Origin of the sequence: Microbacterium luteolum, from assembly GCF_039533965.1 — a bacterium.
GTDB lineage: Bacteria > Actinomycetota > Actinomycetes > Actinomycetales > Microbacteriaceae > Microbacterium > Microbacterium luteolum.
This window is the reverse complement of record NZ_BAAAUN010000001.1, coordinates 3001401-3018185: the sequence shown is the minus strand read 5'-3', so window position 1 is coordinate 3018185 and position 16785 is coordinate 3001401. Positions and strand designations below refer to the sequence as shown.

Sequence of the window (16785 nt, the reverse complement as noted above, 5' to 3'; positions counted from 1 at the left end):
CTTTTCGAAAGGCATCACCGTGAGCACTCCCGTCATCGATCGCACCGCGCCGACCGAGCACCCCGTCCTCGACGTCCTGGCCGGGCGCTGGAGCCCCCGCGCCTACGACGCGCAGAACGCGATCGACGAGGCCAAGCTCGCCACCGCGCTCGAGGCCGCCCGCTGGAGCCCGTCCGCGAACAACTCCCAGCCGTGGCGCTTCATCGTCGCCCGCCGGGGCACCGCCCTGCATGCCCAGGTCGTGAACGCGCTGATGGGCTTCAACCAGACATGGGCCGGCAACGCGGGCGTCCTCGTCGTCGCGATCGCCGAGACCGCGGCAGCCGACGGCACGCCGATCACCCACGCCGTCTACGACCTCGGTCAGGCCGTGGCCCACTTCTCCGTGCAGGCCCACCACGACGGTCTCGTCGTGCACCAGATGAGCGGCTTCGACGCCGAGGCCGTGCGCGAGTTCGCCGACCTCGAGGCCCGCTTCGTGCCGATGACCGTCATCGCCGTCGGCGAGTTCGGCGACGTCGAGAGCCTCCCCGAGGTCCTGCAGCAGCGTGAGGTCGCCCCGCGCGTGCGCCGTCCGATCGACGAGACGGTCCTGCTCAGCGCCTGATCGCCCGCCAACGAGGCCCCCGGACGGATGTCCGGGGGCCTCGTTAGCGTGAGGTGATGGACTCCTTCCTCCGCATCACCGGAGCGCGGACCAACAATCTGCGCGACGTATCGCTCGACGTCCCGAAGAAGCTGATGACCGTGTTCACCGGCGTCTCCGGATCGGGCAAGTCATCGCTCGTGCTCGACACGATCGCCGCCGAGGCGCAGCGCCTCGTGAACGACTCGTACTCGACCTTCATCCGCTCTCGGCTGCCGCAGATGCCGGCTCCGGATGTGCAGGCGATGGACGGCCTGACCTTCACGGTGCTCATCGACCAGCGGCGGTTCACCGGGAACGCCCGCTCGACGGTCGCGACCGCGACCGACCTCGCCTCTCTGGTGCGGCTGGTGTTCTCGCGGATCGGATCCCCCTCCGCCGGCTACTCACCGGCGTACTCCTTCAACGACCCCTCCGGCATGTGCCCCACGTGCGAGGGGCTCGGCACGGTGTACGACATCGACCTCGATGCGCTCATCGATCAGGAGAAGAGCATCGACGAGGGGCCCGTGCGCTTCAGCCTCTTCCGGCCCGGCGTGTACCGCTGGAAGCGATTCGCATACGCCGGCCTTTTCGATCGACAGAAGCCGCTGAAGGACTACACCGCCGAGGAGATGGACCTCTTCCTCTACGCGGATCAGCTCAAGCTGATCGACCCCGATCCGCGGTTCCCGCAGAGCGCGCGGTTCGACGGCGTGGTCACCCGCATGCGCGCGGTCTTCCTGAAGCAGCGCCCCGTGAAGATGTCCGCGCAGGTGCGCGAGGAGCTCGACCGCCTGGTGACCCACCACACCTGTCCCGACTGCCAGGGCGCCCGCGTGAACGCCGCGGCGCGGGCGAGCCTCATCGACGGGCACTCGATCGTCGACTGGATGCGGATGCCGGTGGCGGAGCTGCGCGCGCTGCTCGACGATCTCGCCGATCCCAGGGTCGCACCGGCGATCGACGGCATCCGTCATGTGCTCGACGCGCTCCTCTCCGTCGGGCTCGGCTATTTGACGCTCGGCCGCGAATCATCGACGCTGTCGGGCGGAGAGGCCCAGCGGGTGAAGATCGTTCGGCACCTCGGGAGCGCACTGACCGACGTCACCTACGTGTTCGACGAGCCCAGCACCGGACTCCACCCCGCCGACATCCAGCGCTTGGTCGCGCTGCTGCAGCGCCTGCGCGATGCCGGCAACACGATCCTCGTCGTCGAGCATCATCCGCAGGTGATCGCGGTCGCCGATCATGTCGTGGACCTCGGTCCCGGCGCCGGCTCCGCGGGCGGCCTGGTGCAGTTCGAGGGTTCACCCGCCGCGCTGCGCCGGAGCGACACCCTGACCGGACGGCTGCTCGCGGAGCCGCTGCGCCCCGCGGAGACGGGCCGGGAGCCGCGAGACCGCGTCACAGTGCGCGACGCCCGCTCCCACAACCTTCAGGGCTTCGACGTCGACGTCCCCGTGGGCGTGCTCACCGCGATCACCGGGGTGGCCGGTTCCGGCAAGAGCTCGTTCGCGACGGTGGAGCTGCCGCGGCAGCATCCGGAGTTCACCGTCGTCGGCCAGGACCCGCTGCGCGGCGGCATCCGCTCGACCACGCTGAGCATCCTGCGCATCGCCGACACCGTCCGGGAGGTGTTCTCCGCAGCATCGGGCCTCGACCCGTCGTGGTTCAGCTTCAACGGCAAGGGCGCCTGCCCGACGTGCCGCGGACGCGGGCACATCACGACCGAGCTCGCGTTCCTCGACGACGTCTCGCTGCCCTGCGACGCCTGCGGGGGGCTCCGATTCAACGACACGGCGCTCGAGGTCCGCGTCGGCGGCTCGTCGATCGCCGATGTCCTCGCCTCGACCCCGGAGGCGGTCAGCGAGCTGCTGAGCGATCACCCCGACGTCGTGGCGGCGCTCGACTGGGTGCAGCGCACCGGACTCGGATACATCCCGGTCGGTCGCTCGCTTGACACCCTGTCCGGGGGCGAGAAGCAGCGCCTGCTGCTCGCGCGGCATCTCAGCGACCCGCATCGCGATCCCGCCGACCGGATCATCCTCGACGAACCGACCTCCGGGCTCCATCCGAACGATGTCGAAACGATCAACCACCTGTTCGACGATCTGCTCGACGACGGCGCGACGCTGGTCGTGGTGGAGCACAACATGCGCGTCGTCGCGCGCGCGGATCACGTGATCGACATCGGCCCGGGAGCGGGGTCCGACGGCGGGCGGCTGATGTTCGCGGGAACGCCGGCCGCACTCGCGGCCGACCGGGACTCGCTCACCGGACGCGCGCTCGCTTCGAGCTCTGTGCGTGCCGGCTGATCAGCGGGTGAGGGCGCGGCGACGGGCGGCGTCGAGGAGCTCCAGGTCGATCTCGACGTGGCGCTGCGCGATCCGCCCGGCATCGTCGACGCGGCCGTCGACGATCGCCGCGACCAGCTCGCCGTGCTCGCGTCCGGCGCGCTCCTCCATCGCCGGACGGCTCGACGAATCGCCCCAGGGGTGGGCAGGCGCGATGATCGTGAACCGACGTTCGTGGTCGAGCACGATCGCCGACAGCGTCTCGTTGTGCGCGGCGGCGATGATCGCCAGGTGCAGGATGCTGTCGGCCTGCTGACGAGCGGCCCCGCTCTCGGCCTGCCGGAAGTCGTCGAGGCGCTTCTCGAGCCGCTCGATGTCGTCGTCGGTGCGGTTGCTCGCCGCGAGACGAGCGATCGCGCCGTGGAGGTGCGTCCCGGCGATCGCGGCGTCGACGAGCTGCGGCCACTGCTCTTCGAACCAGCGGGCGACGGCGGCGACCTCGGAGCTCGGCCACTCCTCCGTGACGAAGGAGCCGCCCGACCTCCCCCGCTGCTTCTCCAGGATGCCCCTGCCGACCAGACGTTCCAGGGCGGCTCGCGTGGTGGTGCGGCCGACTCCGAGCGAGCGAGCGAGATCGCGTTCGGCCGGCAGCCGGGCTCCGGGGAGGAATTCGCCGATCGCGACGGCCGTGATCAGCCGGTCGGTGATGCGATCGATCAGGGTCTCGTCGGTCTCCGTCATGGCCCTCCCAGTGTTTCATCAACGTTAACTTGTCGGCAAATGGTTTACTCGCGGACCTTTTATCGCCAACATGTGTTCATGCACGTTCATGAGTCCACCGTCCCGTTCCACGACGGCTTCACCTGGTTCCGCGTCACGACGCCCGATCAGAGCCGCGACCTCGCTCCCGTCTTCGTTCTGCACGGCGGCCCCGGCATGGCGCATGACTACGTGCAGAACATCGCCCACCTCGCCGACCTCACGGGGCGAACGGTCATCCACTACGACCAGATCGGCTGCGGGCGGAGCTCCCACCACCCCGATGCCCCGGTCGAGCGCTGGACCCCCGCGTACTTCGTCGAGGAGTTCGACGCGCTGCGCGCGCATCTCGGCATCGACGACTACCACGTGCTCGGTCAGTCCTGGGGCGGCATGCTCGGCGCCGAGATCGCCGTCCGTCAGCCCGAGGGACTGCTCGGTCTGATGATCTGCAACTCCCCCGCATCGATGCCGCTGTGGGTGAGCGAGGCCGGGAAGCTGCGCGATGCGCTGCCGGATGCCGCTCGCGACGCCCTCGCAGAGCACGAGGCTGCCGGCACTCTGGATCACCCCGACTACGTGGCCGCGACGCAGCTCTTCTACGAGCGGCACGTCTGCCGCGTCGTGCCGATGCCGCAGGACTTCGTCGACAGCGAGGCGCAGATGCTCGCCGATCCGACCGTCTATCACACGATGAACGGGCCGAACGAGTTCCACGTCATCGGCACTCTCCGCGACTGGTCGGTCATCGACCGCCTGCGCGACATCCAGGCCCCGACGCTCGTCGTCGCCGGCGAGTACGACGAAGCCACGGCGGCGACCTGGCAGCCGTTCCTCGACCGCATCCCCGGCGCCGTCGGACACGTGTTCCCTGGAGCCAGCCACTGCACCCACCTCGAGCAGCCGCACGAGTTCCGCGGCGTGATCGCCGACTTCCTCGCACAGCATCCCTGACACCCGCAGTCCTGAACCGAACCCAGGAGACACCATGACCACCACCGCCGCCTCCGACGGCCAGCCACGGCTGGAATCCTTCGGCTACAAGCAGGAGCTCAAGCGCTCCGTCTCCACCTTCGACCTCGTCGTGTACGGCCTGGTCTTCATGGTGCCCATCGCACCGTGGGCGATCTTCGGGGTCGTGTTCAACGAGTCGAAGGGGATGGTCCCACTCGTCTACCTCGTGGGTCTCGTCGCGATGATCTTCACCGCGCTCGGATACTCGCAGATGGCGAAGTCCTTCCCGCTGGCCGGCTCCGTGTTCTCGTACGTCGGCCGCGGCACTCACCCGATCGCCGGCTTCTTCGCGGGCTGGGCGATCCTCCTGGACTACCTGCTCGTGCCCACGCTGCTCTACGTGTTCGCCGCCTCGTCGATGCGCGGGATCTTCCCCGACAGCCCCGAGTGGCTGTGGGCGATCCTGTGCGTGGCGGTCAACACCGTCATCAACGTGCTCGGCATCGGCTCGATCACCGTGGCGAACCGCGTCTTCCTCGCCATCGAGCTCGTCTTCGTCGCGATCTTCGTCATCATCGCCGTCTCCGCTCTCACCGGGCAGACGATCGAGGGCTCCTCGTTCTCGCTCGCGCAGCTCTGGGATCCGGCGAAGGTCGACCCGACCCTGATCGCCGCCGCACTCTCGATCGCGGTGCTGAGCTTCCTCGGCTTCGACGGGATCTCGACCCTGTCGGAGGAGACCACCGGCAAGAAGAACCCCGCGGGCCGCGCCATGATCATCGCGCTGTTCATCGTCGCGACGCTCTTCATCCTGCAGACCTGGCTCGCGAGCGCCCTCGCAGCGGGCACCGTCTCGTTCCCCGACGACGAGGTCAACAACGCGTTCTTCTCGATCGTCGCGCAGGCGGCAGGCAGCGGCTGGGCGACCGCGTTCCTCGCGGTCAACGTCATCGCCGTCGGAATCGCGAACGCGGTGGCGGCACAGGCGGCGACCTCGCGTCTGCTCTACTCGATGAGCCGCGACCGGCGCCTTCCGGCCTTCTTCTCGAAGATCAACGCCCGCCAGGTGCCCGTGTACGCGATCCTCTTCGTGAGCGCGCTGAGCACCGTGCTCGTGCTGTTCTTCGTCGGTCAGATCGACCTGATCTCGTCGCTGGTGAATTTCGGCGCCCTCTTCGGCTTCCTGCTGCTGCACGTCGCCGTGTTCTGGCACTACATCGTGCGCCAGCGGTCGCGCAACTGGCTCCTGCACCTCGTCGTGCCGCTGTGCGGATTCCTCATCATCGGCTTCGTGCTGATCAACGCCTCCGATCTGGCCAAGATCGGCGGAGTAGTCTGGCTCGCGATCGGGGTCATCGTGTTCGTGGTCTTCCGCATCCGCAACGGCGCCAACCCCGAACCGCTCTCGGAGCACGCCGCCACCAGCGAGGGAAGAGCCGAATGAACGGGACGGATCACTTCCTCGGCAAGGAGCTCGGCCGCCCCGGATTCGCCGCGGACGCCGAACCGGTCCTGCGCATCCACCCCGGCACCGGCGAGCGCATCGGCTTCGAGACGGATGACGCGGTCTACCGCGAACTTCACGACCACGGCGACCTGGCGGCACTCTCGGCGCCGATCAACCCTGTCACCGGTCCGGTCTGGATCGAGGGAGCCCGGCCGGGCGACACCCTCGCGGTGACGATCCACGAGATCCGCCTGAAGGACTGCGGATGGTCGCAGAGCCTTCCCGGCATCGGAGCCCTGCGCCATCGGATGGGCGACACCGTGGCATCGCGGCGCATCCCGATCGACGAGGACGGCGTGCATCTCACCGACCGGCACGTCGTCGCGCCGCGGCCGATGATCGGCTGCATCGGCACGGCCCCGGCATCCGGCGTCAACTCGACCGTCATGCCCACCACCGCGCTCGGCGGCAACATGGACGTCACCGAGGCGCGGCCGGGATCGATCGTGTACCTGCCGGTCGAGGTCGATGGGGCTCTGCTCTCGATCGGCGACATCCACGCGATCATGAGCGAGGGCGAGTCGTCGTTCGTCGCAATCGAGGCCGAGGGTGTCGCGATCGTGAGCGTCGACCTGGTGCCCGGTCTCTCGCTGCGCGCGCCCCGCATCGAGACCTCCGACGAGTGGGTGTTCGTCGGGCTCGGCGACCCGGTGCAGGAGAGCATCACCCGCGGCTACGAAGACGCGTTCGACTTCCTGGTGACCACGCACGGGTGGGAGGCGATGGATGCGTTCGCGGTGATGAGCGCGCTGGTCGACTCCGCGCTGGGCGGCCCGACAGGATCGAGCGAGCCCGACCCGCTGCATCCGTTCGCCGCGATCGGTGCGGTCACGCTGCATCGACTCCCCAAGTCGGTTCTGTAGCCCGACGCCCGCGGGATCTGGCCGTGATGACCGCTCAGTGCTCGGGGCGCTGGACCTCGACCTCTTTGCCCTCGCGGTCGACGATCCTGCCGTCGACGATCGAGTCGCCGTCCTCGAACGCGTCGAGGTAGGCGATCGGGATGCTGCGCGTGGGAGCGGCAGCGAGGACTGAGGCGTCCTTGCCCGAGGGCTTCCCGAGGTGGTTGAAGAGCAGGTTCAGCAGGATCGCCGCCACCGCGGCCGAGCTGATGCCGGAGTGGAAGATCGTGATGAACCACGCGGGCATCTGGTCGTAGATCGTCGGTGCGGCGATGGGCAGCATGCCGATGCCGATCGATGAGGCCACGATGACCAGGTTCATGTTGCCGCGGTAGTCGACCTTGGCGAGCGTGCGAATGCCGCTCGCCGCCACGCTTCCGAACAGCACGATGCCGGCGCCTCCCAGCACCGGGGCGGGCACTGCGGCGACGACGCGTCCGAGCACCGGGAGCAGGCCGAGGACGACGAGCACGACACCGCCCGCGGTGACCACGAACCGGCTCTTCACACCGGTGATCGCCACGAGTCCGACGTTCTGCGCGAAGGCCGACTGCGTGAACGAACCGAACACGGGCGAGACCGCGCTCGAGAGCATGTCGGCGCGGAGGCCGGCGGCGATGCGCTTGGAGTCGACCTTGGTACCGACGATCTCGCCGACGGCCAGGATGTCGGCCGTGGTCTCGGTGAGCGTCACCAGGATCACGATGAACATCGAGATGATCCCGGCGATCTCGAACGTCGGCATCCCGAAGCCGAAGACGCTGGGCAGGGCGAAGATCGGACCATCCCCCACGGCGCCGAAGTCGACGCGGCCGAGGATGACCGCCAGGATCGTGCCGAGCACGATCGCGAGCAGGATCGCGAGGCGAGAGATGGCGCCGATCCTGACCTTGCTGAGCACCAGCACGATCACGAAGGTGATCGCCGCGAGCAGCAGGTTCTGCGGGTCTCCGAAGTCCTCGGCCTGACTGTTGCCGCCCATCGCCCAGCCCGCGGCCACCGGCAGGAGGGTCAGACCGATGATCGTGATGACCACCCCGGTGACGACCGGTGGGAAGAACCTGATGATCGTGGCGAACACCGGGGCGATCAGCAGCCCGATGATCGACGCGACGATGACAGCGCCGAAGACCGCCGGCAGGCCGCCCCCGCTAGTGACGATCGCCCCCATCGTCGCCACACCCGCGAAGGAGACGCCCTGCACGAGGGGCAGCTGGGATCCGAAGAACGGGATGCCGACGGTCTGGAGGATCGTGGCGAGACCGCCCATGAAGAGGCAGGCCGTGATCAGCACGCCGATCTCGGCGCCGTCGAGCCCCGCCATCGAGCCGATGATGAGCGGTGGGGCGATGATGCCGCCGTACATCGTCAGCACATGCTGGATGCCGTAGGCGATGGTGCTGCCGAGCGGCATCCGCTCGTCTTCGGGTCGCGTCGCGACCGTCTTCGTCTTGTTCATGTCGACCTCTTCGTCGTCTGGGGGATGTTGCGGATTCGGGGGCGTGATTCAGGAGTGTCGGGCGAGGAGGCTGCGCGCCGCCTCGCTGTGGTGGGCGATGAGCTGGGGGACGTCGAGTCCTGTGATCTGACCGTCGAGCACGCGCCAGGTGCCGCCGACCATGACGCGGTCGGCCCGTTCCGCGCCGCACAGCAGCAGCGCGGCGACCGGGTCATGGCTGCCCGAGAACCGCAGCTCGTCGAGCGTGAACATCGCCAGGTCGGCCTGTTTGCCGGGAGCCAGGATGCCGATGTCGGTGCGGCCGAGGGCACGCGCCGATCCCGCCGTCGCCCAGCCGAGTGCGCGCTCCGGTGTGACGGCCGCGGCGCCGTACCGCAGGCGCTGCAGGTAGAGCGCCTGGCGCACCTCCTGGATCATGTTCGAGCCGTCGTTCGATGCCGAGCCGTCGACACCGAGGCCCACGGGCGCTCCGGCCTGCTCGAGCTCGATGGCACGGGCGATGCCCGAGGCGAGGCGCATGTTGGAGGTCGCGCAGTGCGACACGGCCGTGCCGGCCGCTCCGAGCCGCGCGATCTCGGCGTCGTCGAAGTGGATGCCGTGCGCGAGCCAGGTGCGGTCGGAGAGCCAGCCGACGCTCTCGAGGTAGTCGACCGTGCGCAGGCCGAACATCTCGCGGCAGAAGTCCTCCTCGTCGAGGGTCTCGGCGAGGTGCGTGTGCAGGCGGACATCCAGGCGTTCGGCGAGTGCGGCCGTGTCGCGCATGACGCCGGTGGTCACCGAGAACGGCGAGCAGGGCGCGAGGGCGATCTGCACGAAGGCGCCGTCGCCGCGCTCGTGGTGCGCCGCGATGAGCCGCTCGCTGTCGGCGAGGATCGTGTCGGCATCCTGCACGGTCGACTGCGGCGGGAGCCCGCCGTCCTCTTCGCCGAGCGACATCGACCCGCGGGTCAAGGTCGCCCGCATGCCGAGCTTCTTCACGACGTCGACCTGCACGTCGATCGCGTCCTCGAGGCCGTTCGGGAAGAGGTAGTGGTGGTCGGCGGCCGTGGTGCACCCGGAGAGCAGCAGTTCGGCAAGGGCCGCGGTGGTCGCCAGTTCGAGATCACGCGGCGTGAGCCCCGCCCACACCCCGTACAGGCCCTTGAGCCACGGGAACAGCTCCGCGCTGACGACGGGCCGCCAGGCCCGGGTGAGGGTCTGGTAGAAGTGGTGGTGCGTGTTGATCAGGCCCGGGATGATCACGTGACGCGAGGCATCGACGACCTCGTCGACGGGGACCGTCGGCGCGCCGCCCGCGGGGATGACCTCGCGGACGACAGAGCCTTCGACGACGATGCCTCCCGAGGCGTCGGCGTCGCTCCCGGTGTAGATGCCGAGGGGGTTCTTCAACCACACGCTGGTGGGGTGCTGTGACATGAGCAGACTCCGTCCGTCGAGGTGGAGTCGAACGGCCGACCCCACCAGGGGGTCAGCTCAGTTTTTCCCTGTCTGCTGATCCAGGTGCTCCGACTTTGGAACACTCCAGATCTATCACGGCGCCACGAACGCGGTCAAGGATTTTTCCGAATATCGGAGTTGCACTTCCGCAATGCGGAATCAACTACCCCTCGTCGACGGTCTCTGTCGGGCTCGACGCCGTGAGCACGAGACCCGCACCGTCGGCCGCGACGTCGACCCGGACGGTGTCGCCGTCATGCACCCCGCCGGACAACAGTGCGGTCGCCAGCTTGTTCTGCACCTCGGACTGGATGAGGCGGCGCAGCGGCCGCGCACCGAACATCGGGTCGTAGCCGCGCTCCGCCAGCCAGGACCGCGCATCCGGAGTGACAGCGAGCGTGAGCCGGCGGTCGTGGAGCCGGTCGTGCAGCTGATCGACGGAGAGCTCGACGATCTGCGCGAGGTCGTCTTCGGTGAGGGCGGCGAACATCACGATGTCGTCGAGGCGGTTCAGGAACTCCGGTCGGAACGCCTGACGCACGAGCGCCATCACCTGCTCGCGCTTCTCGTCGGGCGGGAGCACGGGGTCGATCAGGATCGGCGAACCGAGGTTCGAGGTGAGGATCAGGATCACGTTCGAGAAGTCGACCGTGCGGCCCTGACCGTCGGTGAGGCGCCCGTCGTCGAGCACCTGCAGGAGCACGTCGAACACCTCGGGGTGCGCCTTCTCGACCTCGTCGAGCAGGATCACACTGTAGGGGCGCCGACGCACGGCCTCGGTGAGCTGCCCGCCCTGCTCGTAGCCGACGTATCCGGGAGGGGCCCCGACGAGCCGCGAGACCGAGTGCTTCTCGCCGTACTCCGACATGTCGATGCGCACCATCGCGCGTTCGTCGTCGAACAGGAACTCCGCGAGGGCCTTCGCGAGCTCGGTCTTGCCGACGCCCGTCGGGCCGAGGAAGAGGAACGAACCGGTCGGACGCCCCGGGTCGCTGATGCCGGCGCGCGAGCGGCGCACAGCATCCGACACGGCCTTCACGGCCTCCTTCTGCCCGATCAGCCTCTTGCCCAGCTCGTTCTCGAGGTGCAGCAGTCGTTCGGACTCGCCCTGCAGGAGCCGTCCGACCGGGATGCCGGTCCACGCGGCGATCACTCCGGCGATGTCCTCGTCGGTGACCTGCTCGTTGACCATGCGTCCCTCGGAGGAGGTCGCGGCCTCGGCCTGCTCCGCCTCGGCGATGTCGCGCTCCAGGCGCTTGATGGTCTCGTACTCGAGCTTCGACGCCCGCGTGTAGTCGGCCTCGCGCATGGCGAGGTCGCGCTGCGTGACGGCGTCGTCGAGCTGCTTCTTCAGATCGCCGACGCGGTTGAGGCCCTGGCGCTCGCGTGCCCAGCGCTCCTCCAGGGCGGCGAGCTCCTTCTCGAGTCCGGTCAGCTGCTCGCGGAGGGTGCTCAACCACTCCTTGGACGCGGCATCCTTCTCCTTCTTCAGCGCGAGCTCCTCGAGCTTCATGCGGTCGACCTGGCGCTTGAGCTGGTCGATCTCGACCGGCGAGGAGTCGATCTCCATCTTCAGCCGGGACATGGCCTCGTCGATGAGGTCGATGGCCTTGTCGGGCAGCTGGCGGGAGGGGAGGTAGCGGTTGGACAGGGCGGCCGCGGCCACCAGCGCGCTGTCGGCGATGGTCACTCCGTGGTGTGCCTCGTACCGCCCCTTGAGCCCGCGAAGGATCGCGATGGTGTCCTCGACGGTCGGCTCGCCGACGTAGACCTGCTGGAAGCGGCGTTCGAGCGCGGCATCCTTCTCGATGAACTCGCGGTACTCGTTGAGGGTGGTCGCCCCGATCAGGCGCAGCTCACCACGGGCGAGCATGGGCTTGAGCATGTTGGATGCCGCGACGGAGCCCTCGCCGCCGCCCGCGCCCATCAGCACGTGCAGCTCGTCGATGAACGTGATGACCTTGCCCTCGGACTCGGTGATCTCCTTGAGGACCTGCTTCAGCCGCTCCTCGAACTGCCCGCGGTACATCGCCCCGGCCACGAGCGCGGAGATGTCGAGCGTGATGAGCTCTTTGTCCTTCAGGGACTCGGCGACGTCGCCCGCGACGATGCGCTGCGCGAGCCCCTCGACGACGGCGGTCTTTCCCACGCCGGGCTCGCCGATGAGGACAGGGTTGTTCTTGGTGCGACGGGTGAGCACCTGGCTCACGCGACGGATCTCACCATCCCGCCCGATCACGGGGTCGAGCTTGCCCTGGCGGGCACGGTCGGTGAGGTTGATCCCGAACTGCTCGAGGGCTGACTGCTGCTCCTGGTTCTGCGCGCCGGTCTGCGGGTTGCTCATGCGTCCCTCCTGGGGAGACTCCTTCTTGACGGATCCGCGGACGGATCAAAGTTGAGTTGTGATGACTCAACTTTATCAAAGAAGGCGCACGAAGACCAGGGATCAGTCGGTCATGCCTCGGCGCAGCAGCCGTCCGCGCGGCGTCTCGAAGTCGATCACCTCGCCGTGCAGCCACGTCTTGCGCACGACGCCGGCGAGAGCCTTGCCGTGATACGGCGTGAGCGGGTTCTTGTGATGCAGCTTGTTCACGTCGACGACGTAGGCGTCGTCCGCCGCGAACACCGAGAAGTCGGCGTCGTAGCCCGGCGCGATGCGACCCTTGCCGGTGAGTCCGGCGAACTGCGCCGGGCGCTCGCTCATCCACGACACCACGGTCTCGAGCGTCAGCCCGCGCTGCCGCGCCTCCGTCCAGATGAGCGAGAGGCCGAGCTGCAGCGAAGCGACCCCGCCCCACGCGACCGCGAAGTCGCCGTTCTCGAGATCCTTGAGGTCGAGGGTGGACGGCGAGTGGTCCGACACGATGAAGTCGATCGTGCCGTCCTCCAGCCCCTCCCAGAGCAGCTCGCGGTTGCCCGCTTCACGGATCGGTGGGCAGCACTTGAACTGGGTCGCGCCGAGCGGGATCTCCTCCGCGGTGAGGGTGAGATAGTGCGGGCATGTCTCGACCGTGAGCCGGAGGCCGTCGTGCTTCGCGCTGCGGATCATCGCGAGGGCGTCGGATGACGACAGGTGCAGGATGTGGGCACGGGCGCCCGTCCAGCGCGCCCGCTCGATGACCTCGGCGATCGCCAGGTTCTCGGCACCACGCGGACGGGACGCCAGGAACTTGCCGTAGTCGTCGCCCTCCGGTGACGGCGCGCGGTCGATCGCACGGGAGTCCTCGGCGTGCACGATCATGACGGAGTCGAAGGATGCCAGCTCGCGCATATCCTTCTCCATCTCGTCGGCGTCGAGCGGCGGGAACTCGTCGACGCCGGAGTGCAGCAGGAAGCACTTGAAGCCGAAGACGCCGGCGTCGTGGAGACCACGCAGCTCCGCGGTGTTGCCGGGGATCGCGCCGCCCCAGAAGCCCACGTCGACGTGCGTCTGGCCCTGCGCGACGTCGCGCTTGATGTTCAGCGCCTCCACGTCGACGGTCGCCGGGATGCTGTTCAGCGGCATGTCGACGATCGTCGTCACACCTCCGGCCGCCGCAGCGCGGGTCGCGGACGCGAAGCCCTCCCACTCGGTGCGGCCCGGCTCGTTGACGTGCACGTGCGTGTCGACCAGCCCGGGGATGAGCGTCTCGTCATCGGCGAGCTCGATGATCTCGTCACCGGCGAGGTTGTTGCCCAGCGGCTGCATGGCGACGATCACGCCGCCGCGCACCCCGACCTCGCGGGGGCTGATCCCCGCCGAGGTGAGCACCCGCTGACCCCGGATCACCAGGTCGTAGTGCTCGCCCGTCGGGTCGAGCGACGCTCCGGCATCCGCCATTTCCTGCTCCTGCGACATGTCGCCCTTCCCTTCCGTCGGCTGCACGCCGACCGGCTGACACCTGCTCAGCCCATACTGGACCACGATCCCGCCAGGGATCGCGGGATGATCTCGGTGGCGATCCGTCGGCCCACCTGCAGGAGCAGCGCGGTCGCGTTCGCCATGCTCGCCGCCGGGTCCGGTTCGAGCTCGCTCAGCGGCAGCACCGCGAGGAATCCGGCACCGGCCGCCTGCGCCTCCGTCAGCGTCGACCGACCGCACACCGCCACGACGGGAACGCCGGCCGCGCGTGCCGCGGCCGCCACCCCGAGCGGCGTCTTGCCGCCGAGGCTCTGGTCGTCGAGGCTGCCTTCGCCGGTGATGACGAGATCGGCATCGGCGATGCGCTCGCCGAGGCCGGTGAGCCTCTGGATGACGTCGATGCCCGGTTCCCGGCGCGCACCGAGCACGGCGAGAGCCGCGTAGCCCACTCCCCCGGCCGCGCCCGCGCCGGGGAGCTCCGCCGACGGGCGCACTCCCGCCTGCACCTCGAGAAGTGCGGCGAAGCGGGAGAGGCCCGCCTCGAGGGCGGCGACATCGTCGGCGCTCGCCCCCTTCTGCGGCGCGAACACCGCAGCCGCCCCCCGGTCTCCCAGGAGGGGGTTGTCGACATCGCTCGCGAGCACGATCGTCGCGCCGGCGATGCGCGGGTCGAGCCCCGACACGTCGATGGAGTCCAGCGCGACAAGTGCCGCTCCGCCGGGAGGCGCGTCGCCGTCGCCGGCGCGAAGCGAGACACCCAATGCCTGCAGCATCCCCGCACCGCCGTCGGTGTTCGCGCTCCCGCCCACACCCAGCACGATCGTCGTGCATCCGCGATCCAGGGCGGCCGCGATGAGCTCGCCGGTTCCCCGGCTCGTCGCCGTCAGCGCTGCCTTCACGCCGCCCGGCAGCACGTCGAGCCCGCTGGCCGCGGCCATCTCGATCACGGCGTCCGCACCATGCAACGCGAACCGGGCCGAAACGGGTTCGCCCGTCGGCCCGGTCACGCTCACGGTGACCGCCTCGAACCCGCTCGCGAGGGCGGCGTCGACCGTGCCCTCACCGCCGTCGGCGACGGGGACCGCCTCGATCTCGGCATCCGGGATGATCTCCCGGATGCCGAGGGCGAGCGCCTCCGCGACCTCGGCCCCGGTGGCGGAGCCCTTGAACTTGTCCGAGGCGATCAGGATGCGCATGCGACGTGATCAGTCGAGCAGGGCGTAGACGGCCTCTGGCGCGTCGGCGGGCGACGTCGCGAGGTCCTCGAACTCGTTCATCGTGTCGAGGTCGGCACCCATCGCGATGTTCGTGACCCGCTCGAGGATGACCTCGACGACCACCGGCACCTGGAACTCGTCCTTCAGCCGCTCGGCCTCCGCGAAGCCGGCCGCGAGGTCTTCCGGACGCTCGACGCGGATCGCCTTGCAGCCGAGGCCCTCTGCCACCTTGACGTGGTCGACGCCGTAGCCGACCGCGACGCTGGACGAGTCCTTCGGGGTGTTGATGTTGTCGAACGCGAGCGAGACCTCGTAGTCCATCTCGAACGGACGCTGCGACTGACGGATCAGGCCGAGGTAGCTGTTGTTCACCACGACGTGGATGTACGGCAGCTTGTGCTGCGCGCCGACGGCGAGCTCCTCGATCATGAACTGGAAGTCGTAGTCGCCGCTGAGCGCCACCACCGGGTGACCCGGCTTGCCGCGCACGACGCCGAGGGCGGCGGGCAGCGTCCAGCCGAGGGGCCCGGCCTGACCGGCGTTGATCCACTGGCGCGGACCGTAGACGTGCAGCAGCTGCGCACCGGCGATCTGCGACAGACCGATCGTGGTCACGTAGGTGGTGTCGTGGCCGAAGGCCGAGAGCATCTCCTGGTACACGCGGTGCGGCTTCATCGGCACGTTGTCGAAGTTGGTCTTGCGCTGCAGCTTCGCCTTGCGGGCGCGGCAGTCCTCTGCCCAGCCGAGGTAGTCGGGCAGCGACTCGACCCGGTTGCGCGCCGCCTCCAGCAGCGCGTCGATGAAGGCACCGGCGTCGGAGACCACACCGTAGTCCGGCGCGAACACGCGACCGATCTGCGTGGGCTCGATGTCGACGTGCACGAAGGTGCGGCCCTTGCGGTAGGTGTCGAGACCGCCGGTGTGGCGGTTCGCCCAGCGGTTGCCGATGCCGAGCACGAAGTCCGACTCGAGGAAGCTCGCGTTGCCGTAGCGCTGCGAGGTCTGGATGCCGACCAGGCCCGCGGCCAGCGGGTGGTCGTCGGCGATCGCGCCCCAACCCATCAGCGTCGGCACGACGGGCACGCCCAGGGTCTCGGCGAGCTCGACGAGCTTGTCGGAGGCGCCCGAGTTGACGATGCCGCCCCCGGCGACGATGAGCGGATGAGCGGATGCCGTCAGCAGGTCGAGCACCTTCTCGGCCTGCGCGCGGGTGGCTGCGGGCTTCGCCACGGGCAGCGGCTCGTAGGTGTCGATGTCGAACTCGATCTCACCCATCTGCACGTCGAACGGCAGGTCGATCAGCACGGGACCAGGGCGACCGGAGCGCATGATCTGGAACGCGGACTGGAACGCACCGGGGACCTGCGCCGCTTCGAGGACGGTCTTGGCGAACTTCGTGACCGGCTTCGCGATGGAGGCGATGTCGACGGCCTGGAAGTCCTCCTTGTCGAGCTTCGCGACCGGCGCCTGGCCGGTGATGCACAGCATCGGGATGGAGTCGGCGATCGCGGCGTAGAGCCCCGTGATCATGTCGGTGCCGGCAGGGCCCGAGGTTCCGACGCAGATGCCGATGCGGCCGTCGCCGGTGCGGCTGTAGCCGTCGGCCATGTGCGAGGCGCCCTCGACGTGACGGGCGAGGGTGTGCCGGATGCCGCCGTTGGCGCGCATCGCGGCGTAGAACGGGTTGATCGCCGCGCCGGGAAGGCCGAACGCCTCGGTGGCGCCCTCCTTCACCAGGATCTGGCAGATCGCGTCGACTGCACGCATTCGAGTCATGAGAAGTCCTT

At 69.0% G+C, this 16785-nt stretch carries 12 protein-coding genes; 5 read left to right on the top strand and 7 right to left on the bottom strand.

The genetic code is table 11. The features are described 5' to 3' along the window. Positions 1 to 19 precede the first annotated feature (19 nt). Positions 20 to 607 carry a nitroreductase family protein gene (locus ABD648_RS14605; RefSeq protein WP_282215681.1) on the top strand — a complete coding sequence of 196 codons (588 nt, stop codon included), beginning with the start codon at positions 20 to 22 and terminating at the stop codon, positions 605 to 607. A 56-nt stretch (positions 608 to 663) separates the two neighbouring features. Further along, on the top strand, positions 664 to 2943 hold the full coding sequence (locus tag ABD648_RS14600) for an ATP-binding cassette domain-containing protein (RefSeq protein ID WP_282215680.1): 2280 nt from the start codon (positions 664 to 666) through the stop codon (positions 2941 to 2943). Here ABD648_RS14600 and ABD648_RS14595 read toward each other — a convergent pair whose 3' ends face one another. Beyond that, complete coding sequence (locus ABD648_RS14595; RefSeq protein WP_282215679.1) at positions 2944 to 3663, bottom strand: FadR/GntR family transcriptional regulator; 720 nt, start codon at positions 3661 to 3663, stop codon at positions 2944 to 2946. It lies immediately after the preceding gene. A 78-nt stretch (positions 3664 to 3741) separates the two neighbouring features. Between ABD648_RS14595 and ABD648_RS14590 the strand changes: the two genes are divergently transcribed. From ABD648_RS14590 to ABD648_RS14580, 3 genes are read left to right on the top strand one after another with little or no spacing between them, the layout of a single operon-like run. After that, on the top strand, positions 3742 to 4635 hold the full coding sequence (locus tag ABD648_RS14590; RefSeq protein WP_282215678.1) for a proline iminopeptidase-family hydrolase: 894 nt from the start codon (positions 3742 to 3744) through the stop codon (positions 4633 to 4635). Positions 4636 to 4669: 34 nt separating this feature from the next. Next, positions 4670 to 6079 (top strand): APC family permease, encoded by a 1410-nt coding sequence (locus ABD648_RS14585; protein ID WP_282215677.1) that lies wholly within the window; start codon positions 4670 to 4672, stop codon positions 6077 to 6079. Next, entirely contained in the window at positions 6076 to 7005 is a 930-nt protein-coding gene (locus ABD648_RS14580; RefSeq protein WP_282215676.1) for an acetamidase/formamidase family protein, read from the top strand. The genes ABD648_RS14585 and ABD648_RS14580 overlap by 4 nt, the downstream gene beginning before the upstream one ends. Before the next feature lie 34 nt (positions 7006 to 7039). On the opposite strand, the gene ABD648_RS14575 is transcribed toward ABD648_RS14580, so the two are convergent. The 6 genes from ABD648_RS14575 to gcl all read right to left on the bottom strand — a co-directional run bounded on the left by ABD648_RS14575 (position 7040) and on the right by gcl (position 16774). Then, positions 7040 to 8503: a nucleobase:cation symporter-2 family protein gene (locus tag ABD648_RS14575; RefSeq protein WP_282215675.1), complete on the bottom strand. Its 1464-nt coding sequence runs from the start codon at positions 8501 to 8503 to the stop codon at positions 7040 to 7042. A gap of 48 nt (positions 8504 to 8551) precedes the next feature. Further along, the gene (locus tag ABD648_RS14570; protein WP_282215674.1) at positions 8552 to 9919 is read right to left on the bottom strand and encodes an 8-oxoguanine deaminase; all 1368 of its coding nucleotides are present in this window, start codon (positions 9917 to 9919) and stop codon (positions 8552 to 8554) included. 184 nt (positions 9920 to 10103) lie between these two features. Continuing rightward, entirely contained in the window at positions 10104 to 12284 is a 2181-nt protein-coding gene (locus ABD648_RS14565; protein WP_282215673.1) for an ATP-dependent Clp protease ATP-binding subunit, read from the bottom strand. Between the two features lie 102 nt (positions 12285 to 12386). Continuing rightward, positions 12387 to 13778, bottom strand: a complete 1392-nt coding sequence (gene allB, locus ABD648_RS14560; protein ID WP_282215672.1) for an allantoinase AllB — start codon at positions 13776 to 13778, stop codon at positions 12387 to 12389. A gap of 47 nt (positions 13779 to 13825) precedes the next feature. Continuing rightward, complete coding sequence (locus tag ABD648_RS14555) at positions 13826 to 14977, bottom strand: glycerate kinase (protein WP_282215671.1); 1152 nt, start codon at positions 14975 to 14977, stop codon at positions 13826 to 13828. A gap of 9 nt (positions 14978 to 14986) precedes the next feature. Then, a complete protein-coding gene (gene gcl / locus ABD648_RS14550) occupies positions 14987 to 16774 on the bottom strand; it encodes a glyoxylate carboligase (RefSeq protein WP_282215670.1) in 1788 nt (595 codons plus the stop codon). Between the last annotated feature and the right edge of the window lie 11 nt (positions 16775 to 16785).